General features: G+C 58.9%; 18 protein-coding genes. 11 read left to right on the top strand and 7 right to left on the bottom strand.

Features of this window, described 5'->3' with window-relative positions:
* Positions 1-99: 99 nt before the first annotated feature.
* Positions 100-600: a hypothetical protein gene (locus IH971_03060; protein ID MCH7496815.1), complete on the bottom strand. Its 501-nt coding sequence runs from the start codon at positions 598-600 to the stop codon at positions 100-102.
* Between the two features lie 113 nt (positions 601-713).
* On the opposite strand from IH971_03060, the gene rpiA reads away from it, so the two are divergent.
* The gene (rpiA, locus tag IH971_03055; protein ID MCH7496814.1) at positions 714-1,370 is read left to right on the top strand and encodes a ribose-5-phosphate isomerase RpiA; all 657 of its coding nucleotides are present in this window, start codon (positions 714-716) and stop codon (positions 1,368-1,370) included.
* Between the two features lie 38 nt (positions 1,371-1,408).
* On the opposite strand, the gene IH971_03050 is transcribed toward rpiA, so the two are convergent.
* Both IH971_03050 and IH971_03045 read right to left on the bottom strand, forming a co-directional pair.
* Complete coding sequence (locus IH971_03050) at positions 1,409-2,185, bottom strand: dimethylargininase (protein ID MCH7496813.1); 777 nt, start codon at positions 2,183-2,185, stop codon at positions 1,409-1,411.
* A complete protein-coding gene (locus IH971_03045) occupies positions 2,182-2,481 on the bottom strand; it encodes a TfoX/Sxy family DNA transformation protein (GenBank protein ID MCH7496812.1) in 300 nt (99 codons plus the stop codon). Before IH971_03045 ends, IH971_03050 begins: the two co-directional genes overlap by 4 nt.
* A 138-nt stretch (positions 2,482-2,619) precedes the next feature.
* Between IH971_03045 and IH971_03040 the strand changes: the two genes are divergently transcribed.
* Positions 2,620-3,654: an ATP-dependent 6-phosphofructokinase gene (locus IH971_03040; protein MCH7496811.1), complete on the top strand. Its 1,035-nt coding sequence runs from the start codon at positions 2,620-2,622 to the stop codon at positions 3,652-3,654.
* Positions 3,655-3,673: 19 nt separating this feature from the next.
* Here IH971_03040 and IH971_03035 read toward each other — a convergent pair whose 3' ends face one another.
* The 3 genes from IH971_03035 to IH971_03025 are packed head-to-tail and all read right to left on the bottom strand — an operon-like array spanning position 3,674 to position 7,425.
* Positions 3,674-4,942 (bottom strand): tetratricopeptide repeat protein, encoded by a 1,269-nt coding sequence (locus IH971_03035; protein ID MCH7496810.1) that lies wholly within the window; start codon positions 4,940-4,942, stop codon positions 3,674-3,676.
* 44 nt (positions 4,943-4,986) lie between these two features.
* The gene (locus IH971_03030) at positions 4,987-6,192 is read right to left on the bottom strand and encodes a glycosyltransferase (GenBank protein ID MCH7496809.1); all 1,206 of its coding nucleotides are present in this window, start codon (positions 6,190-6,192) and stop codon (positions 4,987-4,989) included.
* 57 nt (positions 6,193-6,249) lie between these two features.
* On the bottom strand, positions 6,250-7,425 hold the full coding sequence (locus tag IH971_03025; protein MCH7496808.1) for a glycosyltransferase: 1,176 nt from the start codon (positions 7,423-7,425) through the stop codon (positions 6,250-6,252).
* Positions 7,426-7,703: 278 nt separating this feature from the next.
* On the opposite strand from IH971_03025, the gene IH971_03020 reads away from it, so the two are divergent.
* From IH971_03020 to IH971_02990, 7 genes are all read left to right on the top strand, one after another.
* The gene (locus IH971_03020; protein ID MCH7496807.1) at positions 7,704-8,525 is read left to right on the top strand and encodes a flagellin; all 822 of its coding nucleotides are present in this window, start codon (positions 7,704-7,706) and stop codon (positions 8,523-8,525) included.
* A 193-nt stretch (positions 8,526-8,718) separates the two neighbouring features.
* Complete coding sequence (locus IH971_03015; GenBank protein MCH7496806.1) at positions 8,719-9,045, top strand: flagellar protein FliS; 327 nt, start codon at positions 8,719-8,721, stop codon at positions 9,043-9,045.
* 10 nt (positions 9,046-9,055) lie between these two features.
* Complete coding sequence (fliD, locus tag IH971_03010; protein ID MCH7496805.1) at positions 9,056-10,504, top strand: flagellar filament capping protein FliD; 1,449 nt, start codon at positions 9,056-9,058, stop codon at positions 10,502-10,504.
* A gap of 36 nt (positions 10,505-10,540) precedes the next feature.
* A complete protein-coding gene (locus IH971_03005; GenBank protein ID MCH7496804.1) occupies positions 10,541-10,933 on the top strand; it encodes a flagellar protein FlaG in 393 nt (130 codons plus the stop codon).
* Positions 10,934-11,380, top strand: coding sequence for a hypothetical protein (locus tag IH971_03000; GenBank protein MCH7496803.1), 447 nt, complete (start codon positions 10,934-10,936; stop codon positions 11,378-11,380).
* 3 nt (positions 11,381-11,383) lie between these two features.
* Positions 11,384-11,878 (top strand): hypothetical protein, encoded by a 495-nt coding sequence (locus tag IH971_02995; protein ID MCH7496802.1) that lies wholly within the window; start codon positions 11,384-11,386, stop codon positions 11,876-11,878.
* A 374-nt stretch (positions 11,879-12,252) separates the two neighbouring features.
* Positions 12,253-12,687, top strand: coding sequence for a DUF3788 family protein (locus IH971_02990; protein MCH7496801.1), 435 nt, complete (start codon positions 12,253-12,255; stop codon positions 12,685-12,687).
* Positions 12,688-12,807: 120 nt separating this feature from the next.
* On the opposite strand, the gene IH971_02985 is transcribed toward IH971_02990, so the two are convergent.
* Positions 12,808-13,398 carry a GNAT family N-acetyltransferase gene (locus IH971_02985; GenBank protein MCH7496800.1) on the bottom strand — a complete coding sequence of 197 codons (591 nt, stop codon included), beginning with the start codon at positions 13,396-13,398 and terminating at the stop codon, positions 12,808-12,810.
* A 234-nt stretch (positions 13,399-13,632) separates the two neighbouring features.
* Between IH971_02985 and IH971_02980 the strand changes: the two genes are divergently transcribed.
* A complete protein-coding gene (locus tag IH971_02980) occupies positions 13,633-14,211 on the top strand; it encodes a biotin transporter BioY (protein ID MCH7496799.1) in 579 nt (192 codons plus the stop codon).
* Between the two features lie 102 nt (positions 14,212-14,313).
* Positions 14,314-15,471: an aminotransferase class V-fold PLP-dependent enzyme gene (locus tag IH971_02975; GenBank protein MCH7496798.1), complete on the top strand. Its 1,158-nt coding sequence runs from the start codon at positions 14,314-14,316 to the stop codon at positions 15,469-15,471.
* Positions 15,472-15,520 lie beyond the last annotated feature (49 nt).

Genomic DNA, 15,520 nt, shown 5'->3' with positions numbered 1-15,520 from the left:
CCTGAGAGCGAAGTTGGCCCCAAAGTGTGATTAGTTTATGAAGGCAGGGTGAAGTTTTGGCAAGAAATAAGACGGGCACTGCCCGGGCTTCGCCGGCTGCTAGATATCCTCCAGGGAGTCCTCAATCACCGCGCGCAGTGTATAGCGCAGCACGGTGAAGCCCACGGGTACGCTTTGAAAGCAGCCGGTATCGGTGAGACTGTGCATGGACGTATCCGGCATGGCGCGGTAGGCGATAACGGTTGCGCCGCCATCAACGAGGCAGAATGAGGAGCTGTCCGGCTCAACGGTAAGAGTAAGGAAGCGCTGGGCACTGAACAGGCTGTCCAACCGGGCTATGCCATCCGCGCCCAGCTCGCCCAGCTTTACCACGGTTACCTCGCCCGAACTGAAGCGCTCATCATAGGTTGCCCGACCATCAAAAGCGATGCGCAGATGATTGGCCAGCGGCCCGTCAGAAAGGCGGAGGCCGCCTACAACGGCATATTCGATGGCCAGGTCGGCGTTGGACACAGGCTGGATGCCGGGTTCCGTGGGTGCCTGGCAGGCGGCGGCCAGGAGGGTGGCGAATAATGCGTAGGTGCGTAGAACGGTCTTCATCCTGCAGAAACGGCGGCGCTAAATTAGGTCGCTGGGAGTAAGGTACGATGATGACGAGTTCCCGGCAAGTAGCTGCGCGACATTTGCGGTGCAGTTGCGGTCTGGCTGAAACCATGGCTCAAGATGACCTCAAACGGCTCGCCGCCCTAGCCGCCCTGGACTATCTGGGGGCAGGCGCTATTATCGGCGTGGGGAGCGGCACCACCAGCGACCATTTCATCGCGGCGCTGGGCACCAGCGGAATCCCTATAGCTGGGGCGGTCGCCAGTTCAGAAGCTACCGCCCAGCGCCTGAAGGAGCATGGCCTGCCCGTCGTGGCCTTGGGCGCTGCAGGTCAGCCCTCAGTCTACGTGGACGGCGCCGATGAGGCCGACGGCCGGCGGCGTCTCATTAAGGGTGGCGGTGGCGCGCTGACCCGCGAGAAGGTGCTGGCCGCAGCCAGTGACCGGTTTGTCTGCATTGTGGATGAAACCAAACTGGTGGATCGGCTGGGCGCTTTTCCCCTGCCCGTTGAAGTTATCCCGTTTGCCCGGGCTTACGTGGTTGTAGCGCTCACGGAGTTGGGTGGCGACCCCGTCCTACGTGAAGGCTATGTCACCGACAATGGCAATGAGATTCTCGATGTGCGGGGTCTGGTTTTGGACGATCCCGCCAGCTTGGAAGCCCAGCTCAATCAGATCGCCGGTGTGGTGAGCAACGGCCTGTTTGCCCGCCGTCCCGCCGACATCCTGCTGGTGGGGACACCAGGCGGTGTCAAGACTATCTTATAGGGCCATACCCCGCGAGGACGACCGGCCTGTGGGTTGGTTCAGGGCTGCTGCTCGAAGATGATGCTCAAGCAACTCAGCGACCCTTCGGCCTTCTCGAACTCCCGAATGTCAACCGGTTCTACAGCGTAGCCCAGACGCACCAGTTTTTCTGACGTGTATGGGTTGCCCGCGCCCAGCAGCACCCGGCCGTTAACGGGTAGGACGTTCGCGGCCCAGTTCTCACCGTGGGCCACCTCCACGATTTGAAAACCCGCCTCCACAAGGGGAAGGGTATCCAGCCAAATGGGATTCACCAGGACCGTCTCGTTGTCCAGTGCGGTGCAGGTGGTTTTCAGGTGCAGCACATCGTGAATCTCCACGGGCACCACGTGATACCCCAAGGGGTGCAGCACTTGCCCGAGACCGCGAATACCTTCCTCATTGGTCCGGGCTGACCGGCCCACAAACAGCCGCTTGCCGATCCGCAGGACGTCACCCCCATCCAACGTCGCGGGAGGTTGGAGGTGAGTTATTTTGCGGTACTTCGCCAGCTCTGTTTCCCATGCGGCCAGTTCGCCGCGCCGGGATTTGGCACCCGGCAGCGTCATTATGGCCATTTCGTCCACGACCACGGCAGCATCCTCAACAAATACCGCATCAGGGAAATCCTTGTTGATGCTTAGGTTTACAACCTCCACTCCCAGTTCCGATAAAGTTTTGCGGTAGTTCAGATGCTGCTGCTCCGCCAGCGCCACATCGATTGGACGCCGCTCAATATAAGTCAGTTCGCATGCATTGATATCGGCAGGGACGCTATGGGTGAGGGCAAGCGTCAAAGTTGATCGAGCCCCAAGTTTGTCAATCTAACGGAAACTTTGAGTACATTCTTTATCTCAACCGCAAAGGCCGTCCAGTGGATACCCATGCTGGCGGCACGGATGGCATGAACCAGATTCAGACTGGCGGGGTAGCCCCTCTGCTTCAAAGTGGCATACAGTTCCACTGGATCGTGCGATTTAAGGTCATCGAGGTTCGAGATGCCAACGGCTTTAAGCCAACCCGCTGAGGCGGGACCCAGGTTTATCAGGCGGCTGAGTCCCTCGGCTGGCACGGTGCTGGAGCGCTGGGTCACAGAGCTAATTTACAGTTGCAGGGACAATAGATTTACGACTCGCACATCCAGGTTGAGCGCAGCTATGATCCCCGCAGCAAAATGTGGCTAAATTAGCCGCCGTCACCAGTTGGCTGTCAACGAGATAGGAATCATATGATGCGCATTGGGATTCTCACGGGCGGGGGCGATGGCCCCGGCCTGAATGCAGTCATCCGCGGGCTGGTTCTCACCGGGGTGAAGCAGTACGGCTACGAATTTATCGGCTTTCGCGACGGCTGGGCCGGCCCGGTCAAGAATCTCACCCTGCCCCTATCCCGGGATGCTGTGCGTGGAGGCCACGCGGCGGGTGGCACCATGCTGGGCACCAGCCGCACCAATCCTCTTAAAGAAGCCGGCGCAATCGATAAAATCAGGGCCAACCTGGATGTCAACGGCGTAGACGTCCTTGTGGCTATTGGTGGCGACGACACATTGGGTGTGGCGGCCAAGCTGGTTGAAGCTGGCATTCATATCATCGGTGTGCCCAAAACCATCGACAACGACCTGAGCGCCACCGATTACACCTTCGGGTTCGACACTGCCGTGGCCAACGCAACCGCGGCCATTGACGCGCTACGCACCACCGCGGACAGTCACCATCGTGTCTTTGTGGTAGAGGTCATGGGCCGCCATGCCGGCTGGATTGCACTCCACTCAGGCATTGCCGGTGGCGCCGACTATACCATGTTGCCGGAGCGGGAGACAGATCTGCTCCAGTTGTGTGCTGCCATACAGCGTGAATACGGCGATGGGCGCAAGAACTATGCGCTGGTGGTGGTTTCAGAAGGTGCTCGCCTGGCAAACATGGAGGAATTCGCACTCCAGGACGAATCCCGGGATGCATTCGGTAATGTGAGGCTGGGGGGCATCGGCAAGCTGGTGGCCAGACTGATCGAAAGAGAGACCGGACGGGAGACCCGGGTCGTGGTATTGGGCCACACCCAGCGCGGTGGTTCTCCCACGGCTCACGACCGGGTGCTCTCCACCCGCTACGGCAACTTCGCTGCCCGCATGATCCATGATGGGGCGTTTGGCCAGATGGCGGCCCTCCAGGGTGATGCTATTGTGGCCGTCCCGCTGGCTGCGGCGACCCTCGAGACCAAAGTGGTGGGGCAGGATTGGATCGAGCTCCTGGAAGTCCTGCAGGCCTGAGCGCCCCGGCTCCGGCTACCTAGTTCAGCGCCGTCAATCCAGCCCGGGCGCCGCTATGCTCCGGCTGCAGGTCCAGGACCCGTGCAAATAGCTTGGCAGCCTGCTCCGTCTGGCCCAATTCCGCGCAGGCTGTACCCAGCCAGTACAGCGCCTCCACATCACGGGGGTGCTGGTGAACGATATCCAGGAAGGTCTGGATAGCGTCCTCGGTGCGGCCCACTTTTTGGTAGGCACCGGCCAGGTTTTTTAAGACATCGGCGTTGTCGGGGTCCAGCTGCACGGCGATTCCCAGGTGGTTCACGGCTTGCTCGTAGTCGTCCATGGTCAGGTGCAGCACCCCCAGATCGTTCTGGGCCCGAGCGTGAAACGGATGCCTGGCCACCGCCGCCGCCAGCAGCCGAGCCGCTTCCTCGGGTTGGCCCTGTTCGACAAGCAGCTGCGCTGATTCAAAAGCCGCCTCGGCCTCCTTTTGCTGCGCTGGGGAGCTCGTATCGGTATCCGGAAGCCGAAACTCAGCGGCAATCCTGTCGCTGAGAGCCGGTATGAGACCGTTATCCCTGGCCTCCTCCAACGCCGGCCCCCCCTGGCCGCAAAGGGCTCCATAAGTCTCCGCAACGGTCTGCGGCACCCGGACAGCTGCCAGATCGGTTCTCGTGAGGCGGTGCTTGCGCAGGGACCCTGAGATGGTCTGGCAGGCTCGGTTAATCTGCTCGTCGGACACCTGCCAACCCAGCCATGCTACGACTCGCCTCAGTTCGCCGGCTGGGTCTGCAAAGTACATATCATAGTGCGTTAAGATTCGCTCATCCGCATCGGTGTCGGCCTGGATCTGCTGGTGGTAATGGAGCCACAGGTTGTAGTTGAATGCGTCACTGCTGCCCACCTGCTTGGCGAGGGAGCGGGATGCTTCCACCGGATTGCGCAGGCATACAACCACTTTCAGCCCCGGCAGCTCGGATTTCCAGAACGGCAGGGTGAGGCTGCAACGGGGGTCTTTCCAGCCCCACGGTTCGGCCATGGACCTGGCCTCCAGCAGCGCCCTGGCCCGCTTTCGGTACGGCGCCAGATCGGCTTGTTGCTCCCACCCCTTGGGCAGGGGCGGCAGAAGAAAGTCCCAGCCACCTGCCAGGTGGGCCAGAACGTCTTCCGTAAGCTGGTCCATGTCCAGGTTCTGCCAGTACCCGGCAGGATTGCCCTCGTCGGCCGGCATGAGGCGCTCATCCGGTCCCAGGTTCAGGCCGCAGATATTCAGGAGTCGGGCCACCATGGAGGTACCGGACCGGTGCATTCCAGTTATGCATACCGCCATCTAGGCCGATCCCGTGCTGACGATCAACCCCTGCATACGCGCTCTACCTCCGTCAGCAGGGCCGCTACCCGGTGCTCGATGAGGTGGTCTTTCAGGACACGCTCACGGCCCCGCAAAGCGATGGCCTGCCGCTCGTCAGGGTGGTTACGATAGTACCGCGCCTTATCCACCAGCTCATCCCGATCGCGAAAGCTGACCGCCTCCACCCCCGGTTCGAACTGTTCCGGCAGTGATGTCTGCCACTCGCCCAGTAGAAAGCCACCGCATAGCGGTACATCGTAGTAGCGCTGGTTGAGGGCCGTTTCGTGCTGCAGCGTCGTGAGGCTCAGGTTGACGGCGCTGTGGCGGTAGATGAGGGGTGTCTCATTCCAATACCCGGCCGCGGGCCGCACAATTTCTTCTGGAAGGTGCTCTTTCCAGTCGGCCGGACCGAAGACCACAAGATCGTCTTCCGCCAGGCTGCTCAGCTGTGCGGCACGGTAGTGGAGGGTCTCCTTCGCTACCACATAGGCCATGAAACGATGGAACGACTCCCGCGTCGTGAACCGCTCCCGGAAAGGCGCAAACAGTCCGGCCAGGTCGATGCGGCCCAACGCCTCCTTCTGAGCGCCGAAATCTGGTCTCCAGTCGGCATATTGGGCTTCGAAGCGGTCTTCATGGAACTCCCCAGCGGCACGGGCAAAGGTATCACCTACGTATGAGACCTTGTCGTTGAGGGCGTGGAAGCGTCCTTGATCATGGGCAGCAGCCAGGGCCGGGTCGCTGGCCAGCGGAAGATAGAACACGTGCCGGAACCCTGCCGCCCGCAGGCTGACCTCAAGCTGGCGCTCGTAGGTGAAGGCAATGGCCCACTCCGGCGGCGAATCCTCAAATGTGGCTCCCGTGAACAGGTGGTTGTCCAGGTACCAGGTGATGACCGGCAGGCCCAGCTCCGACAACACCGTGGTCGTTCGCCCCTGATTATCCAGACCCAAATCATTCAGCGTCAGCACGCCATCGGGGCGTACCTCTGCCGCCGCCCGCAGCATGGCACTCAGCGCTTCCTCCGGAGCCAAGCCATGCTGAAACGGCTGCTCCACAACCTCGTGCCCCCTGCGGCGCAGCTCTGCCAGCAGCATGCGCTGAACATTGAGCTCATTGTCCGGAATATGGGGGAACAGGATGCGGTACGGCGGGGAGGCGAATTTCGGGTAACCGAAGTGCGCTTTCAGGTTCGGTGGGGGTGGCATCAGGGCTGCGGCGCCAAATAAATTGCGAACGGCACGGCCGATTGCATGTGTCGCAAGCTATGCAAAGATTCCGGCCGCCAGATCAAGCATGGTCGTCACCCGGTGCTCCATGAGGTGCTCCCGTAGTATCCGGTCCCGCGCCTTCTGGACTACCCGCTCCCGGGCTTCCGGGTGCCCCAGATAGTAACGTACTTTGTCCCGTAACTCATCATCATCGTGAAAAACGATCAGCTCTTCGCCGGGCTCGAAGTGCTCTGCCAGCGATTCCTGCCAGTCCGAGAGTATGAACCCGTTACAGAGCGGCACGTCAAACAGCCGCTGGTTCAGGGCCGCCTCCTGCTGAAAGGTCGTCAGGCTGAGATTCACCGCGCTGTTCCGATAGACATTGGGCGTTTCCAAGTGGTAAGCCACCGGTTTGTGCACAACGTCCTCAGGAAGGAATTCGAGCCAGTCATCCGTACCGAATACCGTGAGGGGCTCCTCCAGCAGGCCTTTCAGCCGCCCGGCGCGGTAGCGTCGGGTCTCCTGAAAAACTACGTATGCCATGAAGCTGTGGTATGCGTCCCGGTCAGGGAATCGCTGGCGGTAGGGGGCGAAGGTGGCCTCCAAATCAAGGCTGCCCCGGGCCGCTTTCTCGGCCGCAAAATCGGGCCGCCACTGCCGGTAAAGGCGGTCGTGGTCCGCACTGTGAAAATTGGCCACCATCTTGCTGAAGGTCCCGCCCACGTAGGAAACCCTGTCCCGCAGAAAGGTGTAGCGCTCATCGAAGCGTATGGCTGTGAAGCCGATATCAGCAGCCAGCGGCAGGTAGTCTACATGGGGGAAACCCGCAGCACCCAGCACGGGCACCAGGCGCCGGTCAGTGGACAGCGCCAGCACCAGCTCAGGGGTATCACCCGCGAAGTGGGGCCCAGTGAACCGGTAGTTATCCACAAACCATTGGATGGTGGGCAGGCCAAGCCGGGACAGTTCCGTGGTCATCACCCCGAGATCGTCCAAGCCCATATTGTTCATCGTGATCAGCGCATCGGCCTGATGTTCAGCCGCTTGCTTGAGAATCTGGTCAAGGCTTGCCTCTGCGGTGGCTGGATGGGGTGGCGGCAGCTCGGTCACGCCGTGCCCCTGGCGGCGCAGCGCATTCACCAGGTGGACCTGCCCGAAGTAGTCGTACTTCAAGAACAGGAACCGAAAGGGTGGGGACGCAAATTTGCGGTAGCCGAGCCGCTGCCTCACATGGAGTTGATCTGCCTGCACCGGCGGAAGGATACCACCGCCGCAGGCCCATTGTCAACCAGAGAAATGGCCGCCTCCCGGGCCCAAGCCCGTGCAGGGCGCAGCTCACCTGTGAGCATGGGTTGGCCACGATTTTTCTAAAGTTTCCCACCACTGCGCCGATAGGGTAGGGGAGAGCAGTTCAATGGTACCGCCAGTCAGGCGATGCTGCTGGTTACCGAACGGATAGTCGCTGGTGGGCAAGGAAGCCCACATTCAATGAGCACAAGGAGGTAATAATGAGTTTCACCCGAATTAACGCTAACATAGCCGCGTTGAATTCATTCAATGCGTTGCTTTCTGTCAACAAGCGCGTTGCACAAGGTTTGCTGCGCCTGTCGACAGGCAAGCGCATCAACAGCGTGGGCGACGATCCGGCCGGTTTCTCGCTGGCTCGTTCCATCGAGTCGCGCGTACGGGGACTTACGCAAGCGCTAGCGAACGTGGGTACTGCCAAGAGTGTACTCTCCATCGCGGAGGGCGCCTACCTGGCCATCGCCGACCTGCTCCAGATCATCAAGGAGAAGGCGGTGCAGGCAGCTGACGATAGCTTCAACGCCACCCAAAAATCCGCCATTCAGCAGCAGATTGATGCCTTGATCGCAGAAATCGACGACATCGTCGGCGAAACCGAGTTCCAGGGCACCAAACTGGTGGATGGATCCTTCAGCTCCGCCGTCTTCCAGACGGGCCCTTCGGCGGGTGACGTGTTTAATGTCGCCCTCGAAGATGCCGATTCGGCCGCGCTGTCGATTAACGCACTGGCGGTGTCGGATGCAGCTGCCGCTTCAACGGCTATCAGTCTTATTGATGCTGCCATCGATACGCTTAACGGCGTGGCACAGGACGTTGGCGAGTTCATGATCCGACTGGACTCCAAGGAGACTACCTTGGGTGTAGCGATAACCAACAACGAAGCGACGCGAAGCCGGATCGAAGATGCGGACTTCGCGCAGGAGCAGATGGATTTGATCCGCGCTCAGATTGTCCAGCAAACGGCGTTCGCCTCATTCGCCCAGGCTAATGCGGCACCCCAGCTGGTCTTATCGCTCTTCCGGTAAACCAGCGCAGCCAGTTGGGCTTTCGCAAGCAAGAGCCCGGGTTTGACCCGGGCTCTTTTTTTGGCGCTGATCGTGCCCAGTTTTACCAAGGGAATTGATTAAAGAAATGAGCCCTTCACCCGATAAAGAGTATAGGGCTGAGAGCACTCAGCGGTAGAGATTGTAAATAGTTGATATTTAAGGAGTAACGGTTTTGTTTCAATCCCTAGTTTCGAAGCATGGTCCTGAAAAGGATCCTTATCTGAAGCAAAAAGTGCTCTCTGCCAGTCCGGAACAGCTCGTTTCTTACATCTATGACGTTGTTCTGGTGGCCTGTGAGCGCAAGGACCAGGAACGGGCGCTCCGCGGACTATCGGGACTGATCCGGGCACTAAATTTTGATTACAAGGACATTGCCGTACCCATGTACCAACTGTACCAGTACTGTGTGGAAAAGGCCCGCAATAAAGAGTTCGACGAGGTCGAGTCCCTTATCCGGGGTCTGAAGATGGCCTGGGTTGAAGCGATGAAGGTCAACTGAGAGGCTCAACGTGGCAGCGATTTCAAACTCATTTTTTGGCGGGCTGGACATTGAAAGCCTGGTAGATCAGTTCAGGCAGATCGAATTGGGGCCTCGCAGCAGAATTGAGTTCAAGCAGAGCGGCCTGGAGAGCCGCAAGCAGGCCTTGAACGACCTGGATTCCAAGCTTTCGACGCTGTTCACTCTGGGCCAGCGGTTTGAAGACATCATATTGAATGTATTCAATTCAAAAACGGCGGAATCCAGCGATTCGGCGCTATTTACGGTGACCGCCGGGACGGACGCCCAACTGGGCGCCCACAGCCTGACGGTGAGCCGGCTGGCGTCCATCGACACCCGCGTCTCCAAACAGTATGTGTCCACCGACAGCGATTTTGGGGCCATTGTCACCGATCAGTCCTTCGGGATTGTGGTGGCCCACCCCACGGACGCCGATCCCGATAACACCGTGGAGATCACCGTCACCATCTCGGCGGCCACCTTCAGTCAGACCAACAGCGAGGTCTTGGCGGATGTCGCCTCGGCGATCAACGAGGCCATGAGCGTGGCCGCTACCGCCGAGACCATCGACTCAGACGAAGCGGCCGTGGCCACGGTCGTGACCGAGGCCAGCGGCCAGAGCCGCCTGGTGCTCAGAAGCGGGCAGTCGGGTGAGACCAACGCCCTGACGTTCAACGACACCGATGGTCTGCTGGCAACGCTGGAAACGAATGCCAACGTCCAGTCGTCCGGGACCAGCGGTGGATTCATCACGGTAGCCAGCGACTTGAGTGCGCTATTCACACTGGACGGACTGACATTTACGCGGGACAACAATTTCGTTGAGGATGCCCTGGAGGGGGTCGGTCTACAGTTGTTGGACACCACCTCCACGACGGAATCCTTAACGATTACCGCCGATACCGAGGCGGTGAAAGCCGAACTGCAGTCCTTCATTGACGCGTACAATGAAGTCGCGAAACTCCTCAAGACGGAATCCGCCTCCGGGGGGGAGTTCAGGGGCGACACAACCTACAGTACCATGAGGTTCAAGCTGCGCAGTCTCGTCAGCTCGCTGGTGTCCAGCGCCGAATCCACGGCCTTTGATCAGCTGATCGAGATCGGCATCGGCATCAACCGGGACGGAACGCTGTTTTTTGATGACGAGTCAGCGTTTGAAAGTGCCGTCTCGACAAACCCGCAGCTCATCAAGGACATTTTTACCAGTACCGACGGAATTACGGTCACACTTAACGATTTTATCATCAATTTCACAAAATCGTCTGGGATAATCAATAGTTCCACCGATTCAATTGAAGCATCCCTTAGACGACAAACCACCCGTCTCGAAGCTTTCGATGACAGGTTGGAAAATAGAGTACAGAAGTTCAGAAATGATCTGATACGGCTGCAGGCTGTGATGGTGGAAGTGCAGTCGCAGTCAGGGTTCCTCAGCAACTTCGGCAGCTTCTCCTTTTAGTATGAGGGCAGGTACTCTGGTTAGTAGAGGGTTATCATGGTTGATGCAGTTCAAAACATAGCAGGCGCAGCGTCGGAGCAGGTAGCAGCCGCTTCGAGAGCCAGCCAGGCAGAGCGGGGTCGGGGACCCGCCGCTGAAAAGGTACGGCACGATTCAAGCCCCACCCCCGCTAAAGGGGTCGGGCCACAACCCATCCTTGGGGGCGCGGGGGAAATCTCCGAGGTCGTTAAGGAAATCAATCACCTAGTCCATCAGGTCGCCTCGACCAAGATCTCTTTCGATGTGGATGAGGCAACGGGTCGGACAGTCGTCCGGGTCGTGGACAAAGAGACGGGCGAGATCATTCGGCAGGTTCCCACCGAGGAGCTGCTGACCCTGGTGGCAAGGATGGAACAGCTGTCCGGGCTCATTTTTAACCAGGAGGTCTAAATGCTACTGCCGGAGAATGTTGGCCAGGGTGATACGATGAGTCATCTCCGTCAGATTCTGCTGGATCAGCGCGCTGCGCTCGAAGATATTCTGCGCCGCTCTCAGGCATTACTCGATGACCCCGACGATGTCTTCCTCGACAGGCTCGAAGACCTGATGACTCATCGGGCTCAGCAGGTAAACCGTATTAAAAAGCTTGAATCCAGACGCTCACGGCTAGCAGACAAGCGGAGCATGTTGGACCCCTCCCTGAGCCCTATTTATCGGGATATTCAGGCATCATTGGCGACCTTGGCCGGGATGGATTCCAGACTACAGAGCCTGATTTTCGACGCCCAGCTGGAGCTGATAAATAATATGGCATTTACACCCAGGTTTGTTAACTTGGATGGAGATGCAACGGAAGAGTACCACACGAAAAGCCGCGTGGTAAATGTGACGAGGTAGAGTATGGCACCCATCAAGAACATCGGCCACGACGTTGCAGCTTCGGAGCGATTGAGACAGCAGGAGCGTCTCTCATCGACGCGTTCCGAAAAAGCCCAAAAGCAGGGTCAGGCGCAGGAAAGCACCAAAACCGGGTCCCCCCAGGATACGGTAGACATATCCTCTACCGCGAGACAGTTGGCAGAGACGCGGACCAGTGATACGGCCCGATATCAGGAGCTATTGGCGAATCTAGAGGCAAATGGCGAAAAGACCCGGAGCATCAGAGCTCGCATCGACCAAGGGGATTTCAACCGGCCAGAAGTGTTGGAAAGCGTTGCCGAATCGATCAGCAATTTGCCGAGCTTCAGAAATCTGGCCGCCAGCCCTGCGGCATCACCTGACAGCAGAGGGATTTTGGGAGCCATTGCCCGGCGCATTCGTTCTGGAGATTACAATTCCGATGAAGTTCTTGATAAGGTTGCCATCAATATTCTCAGGGACATAGGCACCGCCTAGGTCCCCCTCGTTTTAGACTCCGCATATTGATTCTCATATGAAACCTGCCCTCGGGGCCAGGCGCGAGGCCGGTTACGGTCTTGGTCAGGTGCGCGGGCAATTGGCTTGTGTTCAACTGATTTGGTTTGCGAGAAGGATGGTCCAGGGACGGAGACTTGTGATTACCTCAGCAGGCTTCAGATTTAGGGTTGGCCCGTCAGTAGTGGCGTCCCCAGCGGACAGCCAAGACTGTACCGTGCGGGCGGCTGGTGCTCCGGCCACCTATCGCCGCCGATAACACCTACGCGCATAGTGCTCGCGCCATTGCTCCGGCCGGTAGCGATACCTTGTTGGGAACCTCGTTACCTGATTTACCATGAGGAGGCGCCGATCCGATGGTAGCTCGCAACAGCATGGCCAACCCTAAGCGAATTCCTGCGAAGGAGGACATAGAGGAATACCTGGGCGTTAGTCGCTTCCGCCGCTTTGATCTTATCTATAAAGAGCTGATCGAGCTGGGGCTGGTGCCGAAAATGGAATGGCATGTTCAGGACCAGCTCTGGTACCTCGCGTTCCAACGGAGCAAGAAATCTCTGTTCAGCATATATTGGGGCATCGATTTTTTTTATGCTCATCTCATTCTGAGCACAGATAACTATAAGCTGGTGGCCCGGGACAAGGCGATCACCCCTGACGCCTTAGCCGTTCTTCAGAAGAACCCGCCCAATCAGACGCAACAGAATGTCAGGATTGAAGCGAATCTGGAAAATATGCGGGCACTGGAAGGATTTCTTGAGCTGTTGCCGGTGATGATTCGACTGCTTACCTAGCTTCCCTTTTAGCAGGACTGTCGACTCCCACAATCATGTTTGATCTAGCAGAATTGCCATTGCGACTGACGGCCAGCGATTGGTGATTCCGGCCGCGGGCCAGCCTGGAAGGCTCGCCTGCTAGTGCGCTACGCCCGTGGCTGCTGAGACCAGAGGGCGGCGGTAGTACTCAAATGTCTGGCCTGATCCGTGCCAGTTGGTGAAGCGCTTCACAATGGTCGTTTCGGCGGAAAACTGGCGAGCGATACCCTCCAGCACATGGCCGGAGACGAACCGGTAGTTGTGCTTCCTGGCCCAATTGAGATAGACCCGCTTGAGGGTCTGGGCAAATCCGTTGCCCTGATAGCGGCTGAGGATCACGTAGGCGTAGGTGTAGAGGGTATTGCCCTGCCCCAGGTTCGAGTCGAACTTGGCCCAGGCATCACGTGCAAAATATTCCAGCGGCACCCCGATGATGTACCCCACGATCACACCCCGGAAGCGGGCGACAAAGGGAAGCGTCTTGGGGTAGTTGAAGTATTTCCGGATCGTTGTTTTGGTCAGCCGGGCCGAGCTGCCATACTCACTAGCCAGTGATTCCGAGACCTCCATCAAGACGGGAATATCCTCGACGCCCACATATTCCATCAGCTCAATCCTGAACTCGTCAGGCGAAAAGGCAATGACCCTAGTGCGCGACTTCTCGCTAATATTAAATGTGAGTTGCTCCACCTTGATATGCCGCCGTAGCTAACGGGCAAATCAATTTAGGTTCGCCTTGTGCATCCAGCCAGCGAAAACTTTCGGTTACCGGATTGGCTGCCAGGGGGATGATTCATGGCGGTGGCGATAAATCTTGTTACATTCCGCCCGGCAACCCGACGGTCCACCATTGCCGCACAGCAAAAGTATTTATCGTACCGGCTTGGTGCAGCGGAGTTTTACCATTTTGAGGAGGAACATTGCATGACCTACGCGACCTACGCCGCGACCCTGCGTCCTCAGGCCCGGCCCTTGGGTCTGGCCTTTGACTTGACCCTCGTGCTGGGCGGCGCCCTGCTGGTCGCCCTCGGCGCCCAGTTCGCATTTCCCTCGCCGTTCGGTCCCGTGCCCATCACGGCCCAGACCTTGGCCGTACTCCTGGTGGGGGCGCTGCTGGGCAGCGTGCGCGGGGGACTGAGCATGCTGGTTTACCTGGGTCAGGGGTTAGTGGGTTTCCCCGTTTTCGCAGCCGGCGGCGCAGGGGTGGCCTATTTTCTGGGTCCCACCGGGGGCTACCTGCTGGGATTCGTGGCTGGTGCGACCCTCGTTGGCTGGCTTGCCGAGCAGGGCTGGGACCGGCATATCGCCACCACCCTCATGGCCATGCTGTTGGGTAATGCCGCCATCTTCGCTTTTGGCCTGGCCTGGCTGGGAACGATAACCGGGACGGAGCAGGTGCTCGCCGTTGGGCTGTACCCCTTTCTTCCCGGTCTCGTTGTCAAGAGTGTGGCAGCGGCGTTGTTGTTGCCCTTGGGCTGGCGGGTTTTGCGGCTGGATTCATAGCAAGCAGTGCGGCACTGAATCAGGCGTCGTAGCCTTCGCGCATCAGGCACCCACCCGCTTCGCTGTTACCTGGCTTGAGGCAGCTTAGTGATCGGCACGTCAATGTCCAGCAACACCCACCTCCGCCAGCAGTTTCTCCTTGATCCCGATGTGATTTATCTCAACCACGGCTCCTTCGGGGCCTGCCCGCGACCGGTTTTCGAGGTCTATCAGGCCTGGCAGCGCCAACTGGAGCGCCAGCCAACAGAGTTTCTTTGGCGCCGGCTAGAGGAACATCTGGCTCCTTCAAGGGTGGCCCTGGGCGAGCTGCTCCACACTGATCCCCAGAATTTGGTATTTGTACCCAACGCCACCACCGGGGTCAATATTGTGGCGCGCAGCCTCGATCTCTCGCCCGGTGACGAAGTGCTGACGACGAACCATGAGTATGGCGCCATTGATCGCACCTGGCGCTTTCTGGCGGGTAAATGCGGCCTGCGCTACCGTAATCTGGAGCTGCACGATCCCGTCACGACTCACGAGGCGTTTGTGGATGAGTTTTGGGGCGGGGTGACGGCCGATACCAGGGTCATCAGCTTGTCCCATATTACGTCACCCACGGCGCTGATCTTTCCGGTGGCGGAAGTCTGCCGCCGCGCCCGAGAGGCGGACATCGTCACCATCATCGATGGAGCCCATGCGCCGGGACAAATCGACCTGGATCTGGAGGCCATTGGGGCCGACTTCTATACCGGCAACTGCCACAAGTGGCTTTGTGCCCCCAAAGGGGCGGCCTTCCTGTATGCCCGCCCGGAACTTCAGGATATGCTTGAGCCGCTGGTGGTGAGTTGGGGTTACGAGAGCGAGCACCCCTCCGGCTCGACCTTTCAGGACTACCTGGGCTGGGTGGGGACGCGTGACATTTCGGCCTATCTCTCCATTGCAGCAGCGATCCAATTTCAAAGCGAACACAACTGGACTGGGGTTCGCGCCGAGTGCCATCAGCTGGTGCTCCAGGCCCGTGCACGGCTGTTGGAGCTGATCGGGGAGCCAGCCCTCCTGACCAGCGAACCCGGACCCTGGCTGGCTCAGATGGTCTCCGCGCGCCTGCCGAAGCGGGTGGACGCGGACCATTTCTGGAAGCGCCTCAGGGAAGATTATCGGATCGAAGCACCGGTGCGGAATTGGAACGGTCAGCCACTGCTGCGCGTTTCCGTACAGGGGTATAATACGGCAGATGATATTGATCAGTTGCTAAGCGCTCTAAAGCACTTATTGTGAGCGACTCTCCGGCCATCGAACTTGTGCGCGGAGGAAACTTCAGGATGGG

The sequence above is a fragment of the Candidatus Neomarinimicrobiota bacterium genome (assembly GCA_022560655.1).
Lineage (GTDB): Bacteria > Fidelibacterota > Marinisomatia > SCGC-AAA003-L08 > TS1B11 > JADFSS01.
The sequence above is the reverse complement of the archived record's forward strand: the minus strand, read 5'-3'. Positions and strand labels throughout refer to the sequence as shown.